At 33.0% G+C, this 6,406-nt stretch carries 4 protein-coding genes; all 4 read right to left on the bottom strand.

What is annotated here, in order from left to right; all coding sequences use genetic code 11:
* Positions 1 to 33: 33 nt before the first annotated feature.
* The 4 genes from ABY905_RS12600 to ABY905_RS12615 all read right to left on the bottom strand — a co-directional run bounded on the left by ABY905_RS12600 (position 34) and on the right by ABY905_RS12615 (position 6,384).
* Positions 34 to 576, bottom strand: a complete 543-nt coding sequence (locus ABY905_RS12600) for a hypothetical protein (RefSeq protein WP_372644421.1) — start codon at positions 574 to 576, stop codon at positions 34 to 36.
* A gap of 164 nt (positions 577 to 740) precedes the next feature.
* The gene (locus tag ABY905_RS12605; protein ID WP_372644423.1) at positions 741 to 2,417 is read right to left on the bottom strand and encodes a hypothetical protein; all 1,677 of its coding nucleotides are present in this window, start codon (positions 2,415 to 2,417) and stop codon (positions 741 to 743) included.
* Positions 2,401 to 4,950, bottom strand: a complete 2,550-nt coding sequence (locus ABY905_RS12610; RefSeq protein WP_372644425.1) for a hypothetical protein — start codon at positions 4,948 to 4,950, stop codon at positions 2,401 to 2,403. Before ABY905_RS12610 ends, ABY905_RS12605 begins: the two co-directional genes overlap by 17 nt.
* A 504-nt stretch (positions 4,951 to 5,454) precedes the next feature.
* Positions 5,455 to 6,384: a carboxypeptidase-like regulatory domain-containing protein gene (locus ABY905_RS12615; protein WP_372644427.1), complete on the bottom strand. Its 930-nt coding sequence runs from the start codon at positions 6,382 to 6,384 to the stop codon at positions 5,455 to 5,457.
* Positions 6,385 to 6,406: the final 22 nt, after the last annotated feature.

Below are 6,406 nucleotides of genomic sequence, written 5' to 3' on the forward strand. Positions count from 1 at the left end.
TAATGAGCTCTCCATATTTACCAAAACCTGACTTTAATTTAAAATAGCGACATGCTCGGCTCGAATACAAATACAAGTCACATAATCTTTCCCACTTGTCTCCATTTGCTTTCTCAGCTTGGCAATGTCTTTTTTCACAATAGTGACATCAGCCCCTGATTCTATTTTATTGTTAACCCACTCTTTATCCTTACATGGGGTATTGTCGATATGACAAAGCAAAGTTTTTTCCTTTTCCACCTTATCAATTTCAGCCTTCTCAATACGTGAAATTTCCACCACACCTTGCACGCTTACCACTTGTTTTTTCAAAGCAGAATCGTAGCTTTCGTTAGAGTCATTAGGTACGATTTTCACTATGGCTCCAGAAGGTGATTTGAGTTTCATCTTTTTGCCATCAACGCCACAAATATGAACAACAAGACCAATGAGTTCAACCTTTTTATTTTCGTATTGTTCAGCGTTCTCTATTAATTCGTCAAGCGAAATCTTTGTGTAAAGTTCTGCTGGTTGCTGTGCTATACTAGCAAAAGCAAATAATAAGAACAGACTGATTAGGGTAATCATTGTTCTCATAAACTTCTTTTTATAATTAATGTTTTATCTCGTATTTCATTTTGCCTAGAATTACTCAGCTCGTAGTTTTTTCCTTAGCAGCTATCGGCTAGACTATGAAGCGTTGGCTTGTGTTGCGCCTGCGGCAAGCCTATGCTTTATGAGCCATTGTTAACGGCTGGGTTTTATCTATATGTCACATTTATAAATTCTTCATTCAAATTTGACTTCAATATTTTCGAAATGTAGGTAAACAAATCACCCTCACTTGTCGGTTTAGAAACAATCATATCTATAGTTGGCTTATAAAAATCACTTTCAAGAAACTTATTGCTATTTCCTGATGGATATAAAAGAGCTAATCCATCTGGCTTTTTATAAGGATTTGCTTTAAAGCCTGTATTTAAAAGATATTTATATATGCATTCATTTAGGTAGTTTGTTCTAACTATGGCTTGCTTCGAATATTTAGAATCTAATATCCAATAAAGATTTATATTGTCAGTTACTTTTTTTATTTCTAGTATGTAATCGGGTTTGTAAAAACGAGCTTCTCCTTTTCCTTTCTTTCTTTTATCGATGCGAATTAGTTCATTGTGTGATTCATCTGATATTAAATGTTCATAGGACAATGTTACAGAATAAGACGGGTTAATAAATGAAGAAAAGTCTGTAAGTCCATCTTCTCTTGAACTATTTGATGCATAGTTAAAAGAACTTTCATTTAAAACTTCTTTAATTGCATCAGTTAAAATATGGAAGTTGTAAACCTCATAAAGCTGACTTAGCTTCGTAATATTTAACAATCGAAATTCTCCATCTAATACAAACTTATAGCTAAATAAGTTTTTTATAAGTTTGTATGCTTTCTTATAGTGAATCTTAGATGAAAAAACGGATGTTAATTGTGGCTTCTCAATTCTAACTGGTATATTCCTAAACACACGTTGGTATTTTGTAGTAAGCCTGTTACATCTTTTTTCAATAGTAACAGATTCTTGATACATTTGAAGAAAAGGTATTTTCCTTAAATCACTAAACTCAGCAAATTCTTTATTTTGTAATGTCTCTATGTTTACAATTGAAGCTATTCCCTTTTTAAGTTTCTGAATTTCTACCTTTAAATATTTTAAAGCACCAACTATTATTGTGTTTTCGTAGGTATTATAAGAATTCACCTTTTCTTCTGTACCTATTTTCTCAATGACTGCTGTTCGACGATTAATCTCAATACATGAATTAAGACTTGATGAAGCATTACTAAAGTTTAATGTGTCAAGGTTGTTAAATAACCAATCAATAGAATACTGTGTAATTTGAGAGTTTGAAAAATCCTCTTCTTTCTTAATGTTCTTGAGCTTAGTGTGTGGTTGATATTTAAAAGACTGAAGCATAGCTTCAAAAGTGTCGACAAAATAATTTGCAAATAATATATATTTTGAAGTACTATTGAGGTCAACACCCAATTTGTCAAACTTTATAGTTTTAGTGCTTTTTGAAAAAAAGTTCTTAAACAAGCTCTCTTCCTTACTCCATAAAAAAGTAAAGATATCCTCAATCTCATTTAGCTTAAACTTCTCAACCTTGATGTTAAATATGAATTCTTCATTATTCACTTTTAAGCAAGCATATCCAAAGTAATCAATGAAGAATTTCTTTTTAATAGTCCTTAATTTGTTATTTTGAGTAATTTCATAGTCCACCGTAGACAAAGGAATGTCTTCAATGAAAACGTTACTAGATACAATTTCATCAGATTCATATTCTAAAATATAATCATAACCTTCAACCACACTATAAACACCATCTGTTGGTGACACTTGCTTGCGATCGCCTTTTTTTATACTATAAACCTTGAGCATATGAAAATGTTAAAAAATAATTGTAAGTACCTTCAAAGAAACTATCATCTTCACCACTTTGTAGTATCCTATTCAAAATATCGGTTGAATATGAAAGATTATATTTTTCAAAAACTATCTGTAATCCTTCCAATTTTTCTTTTGATTTGTCTCCTTGAACATTAATTAAAGGTAAAATTCTTTGAGCAATACAATAATCAAGCGGTCTAGTATCTTCGACCATAACTTTAGTCGCAATAGTGAAGTACTTCTTTACTGCGATATCGATACGGGGGCTAATAAATATTTGAAGGTCTTTGAATTTCTTCTTAATCTCTGAATATATAGACATCAACTTGTCAACTTTCTCAGACTTTGTGGTAATTATCTTATCTTCTCGAAAATCTAACAGATTAAAATATTCAATGCTTTTAGCGTAAGCTAATTTAATATGCTCAATTTCTTCATTTACAAATTCGATATTGCTTTCAAATTGCAATTGTTGTGGTATTTGAATCATATTTACCCTATCAAGTATCCTCGGAGATAATGGTTCGGTTGTTTGGTCTGAATTTATTGTGGCAATAAACCGAATATTATTAGGGTAAAATATCTGTGTAGAATCGCCTAAATTTAATTTTAATAAAGAGTTTTCCCTTGCAATAGAATCAGTCGAATTATAAAAAGTAGACCAATAATGTTCCAGAGGACTGAGGTTTGCTTCGTCAAGAAGCACATATGCAAGTGGCAGGTCTTTAAAATCGCCATGTTGAGTTTCTGTATTAATCTGACTAAGCAATTCATACATTCCTGTTGATGAAGGATGAAATTTATTATTTAATGGATTTTGAAAACCTATTAAATCTTTCTGTGAAGTCCAACCTCTATGGACCGAAACTTCTGTACTTCGCTCAGATGGTGTTAATATTTTAATTAACATTCTAGAAAGACTTGTTTTCCCTGTTCCTGGTAAACCAGCAAATACTGTCAATGTATTTTGGTGTATTGAAATAAGTAAATTATCTACAAAATGAGTATCATACTTTCTGCCTAGTTTTGTCAGCTTATCAAGCACCAGTGTTCTAAAACTCAGATAGTCATTATGGTTTGGATTGTCACAATAGGTTTTTGGTTGGTAACTTGGTTTCTCTTGTTGGTCGTAATCTACTAAGTCTCTGCCACTCAGAAAGTCAAAATACTTTTTCTCTCTAACAAGTTTAATTAGAGTTTTTTGACTATCTTCTTGAACTTCTAGATTATCTTTTCTAAGACTATCAATAGATTCATTCAATGTGCTTTTCTGATTTTCTTTATCTTTTAAGTCCTTTTCCCTTACTCTTATCTCAGCTTCAATATCTTCTAGTTTTTTTGTTGCTTCAAAAGATTTCACCTCATTTTCAAGAGTGTTTTTTTGTTCTTTTAGCTTATTGATTTCTTCCTCTAATTCTGAATTTACGTTTTTTAGGGCTTCGTCTTTTGTTCTTACTTTGTTATCAATCTGTTCTTCAAGTTTTTCTAGGCTATCTTTAGATTCTTCTATATCAATACCAATTTGCTCTATTGTATCCTGAAGTTTTCTTTTGTCTTCTTCTAAGTTGAATTTATTAGTTGTTAAAACTTCAATATCTTTCTTTATTTGACCAACTTGAGGAAGAAACTCTAATAGTTTATAATCAGATGCTAGAGTAGTTTCTGTTTTTTCAAGTATACTTTTTATTCTATCGTTGTTCTCAACATATTCTTTAATAGAGTTTACTTCTGTTGCCTCTTTGATATGATTTAGCACAGAATTGATTTCATTGATGTCAAAATCAGCTTTGTTCAATTTTTCCTTAAATTCTTCCAAGATTTCCTTGTCAGAAAGAAAGTTCTTTTCTGAAATTAAATTTAGGGTGTTTGTGCTAGGTACAATTAGTTTCCTTTGAATGTCATTAACGGTCGTTGAGTAGTAAGAATTTTCTTTGTTTTCATATTCCCCGAATATCTTCCAGTTGTGCTTTTCTACTATAAAATAACCTTCAGTATCTTTTCGTAAAGCTTTAAAAGGACCTATTAATTTTGATTCTGTTTCAACGAAAAACGCTGTTGATTTTTCAATGTATAATTCTGTAATTAATGAGTGAAGGGCATCTTCATTTATCTTTACTCTTCCTTTTGACTCATCAATCTCGCCATTAAATACTTCAAGTACTTCATTGTTTTCTATTGGGTTTATATTAGTTCTAAATGTCCAGCATTTAGGCTTATTCGAACCGTCGAACCAATTATCATCTGCTTTTATATCACCTTGTGATATTTTCACCACTTCAAGTAATGAAAACCCATAAGTTTCAGAATCTAAATTTCTTGGTATTGAAGTATGTATTTTTGACATAGCATAAGTGTCAATGCCAAAGACTTTTCCTTCATCATAGTAGAAGAGTGGTATTAAATTTCTATCAGGAAACTCTTCATCTTTTACTGCAACAATAAATTTAGAATTGCTAAACTTATGGTACTCACTGCCTATATAACTGAATGAGTCTTGTGTTGTGTTTAAATCGTCTAATTTCATAAATTTTGTTTTTTATAGCAAAATACTCTTTTAACCTTGCCGTTAACAAGTGGATGAAGTGCCATGCATTTTATCCCACTTATCTGTTTGTTTTTATAAGCTACTACTATTCTTCAGCTTAGCGTCTATCATTATACCTATAGGGCTTTTGGTTTTTGCAAGAGATATTTTCATTTTCGTCACAAAACCTGAGAAAAGAACTCTTTTTATGAGCCAAATTCTCTCTTAGTCCAATAGTACGACTCTAAAATTAATTATTCCTGACGAACACCTACTCTTATTTTGTAAAATAAACCTTTAGAATCCTTCCAAATAATTATCAACATAAAAAGAGATGAAACAGTTGGTCTATTGGGAGATTGCCACGTCCTCATTCTTCGTCCTCGCAAAGACAGGTTTATTGAGTGTAAGGCTATTTCATCGCTGTACTAGGCAAATAAAAAAAGCCAACAAAATCTCTTCTGTTGGCTTTTCACTTTTTAGTTGTAAGTAGAGTGGTCAGGCTTAAGCTTCGACCAGCTCTTGGGCCTCAATCTCGATTAATGTAAACACAATATCGAGTTGCAAGGTTTCATCAGGCACAATCAGCACCCTGCGTGCTTCCACCTGATAGGCTTTGCGCGTAAAAACCAAGTTATGTTGACCCGGCGGCAAGTTCTGGATAAAGTAGCCCCCTTTATCACCACCTTTCGATATGGCTTTTTGTCCGTCGATAGAAACACGAACCAAACGAACAGGTTCTCCTGCCTCATTGGTGAAATGCCCCGTTATGGCACGCTTCCGCTGAGGTATAGCATCGAGCTCTATAGCATTAACAAAAGAGATATAGAGTTCTAGGTTACTCTTCTGATACTTGCTACGCATATAGCCTTTAAGCGAATCGTCGAGTATGCCCTTGTATTCATTCAGAGAGCTGTCAATCTTAGCTGTAATTTCTCTGTGAATAATTCTGTACTCCTTGGGTACATCAAGCAGTTTAGAAGCTATATCGAGTTCAGCAATTAGCTTTTGCTTTAACTCATCCGCAACACCCGCAGCAGTGGTTTGTTCAGGATTATCATCCATCACATCAATAAGCTTGCGTATGTGAATTAAGGCTTCTTCCTCGCGAGCATGAGTCAACTGAGTTTTCTTACAGTTTTCAATTTTCACGAAGGGATCGAAATTTTGGAAATAACCATAACTGCTCATAAAATCAGCACAATCCACACTGGTATCAATTACTGTGCTCATGGCTTTATTCTTCTGATCAGTCAGGGTTTTCCCCGAGCGGTCTTGTTTGGCCGAAAGTGCCAAAACATTGTCATAAATTACCTGTACCCTATCGAACATTGGGGTAGCAAGTGGATCTAAATCCAGGATCTCTTTATATGTCTGCTTAAACTGCAACATATTTTGCGCCTGGCGTAAGATACGTTCTTGGTTTACATTCATAATTAAATGTTTGAGTTAATGA

The organism is Ancylomarina sp., from assembly GCF_041555295.1.
Taxonomy (GTDB): domain Bacteria; phylum Bacteroidota; class Bacteroidia; order Bacteroidales; family Marinifilaceae; genus Ancylomarina.

Excerpts from the sequence above, each read along its gene's own strand:
- ABY905_RS12600 (WP_372644421.1), bottom strand. The coding sequence starts at position 576 with ATGAGAACAATGATTACCCTAATCAGTCTGTTCTTATTATTTGCTTTT.
- ABY905_RS12605 (WP_372644423.1), bottom strand. The coding sequence starts at position 2,417 with ATGCTCAAGGTTTATAGTATAAAAAAAGGCGATCGCAAGCAAGTGTCA.
- ABY905_RS12610 (WP_372644425.1), bottom strand. The coding sequence starts at position 4,950 with ATGAAATTAGACGATTTAAACACAACACAAGACTCATTCAGTTATATA.
- ABY905_RS12615 (WP_372644427.1), bottom strand. The coding sequence starts at position 6,384 with ATGAATGTAAACCAAGAACGTATCTTACGCCAGGCGCAAAATATGTTG.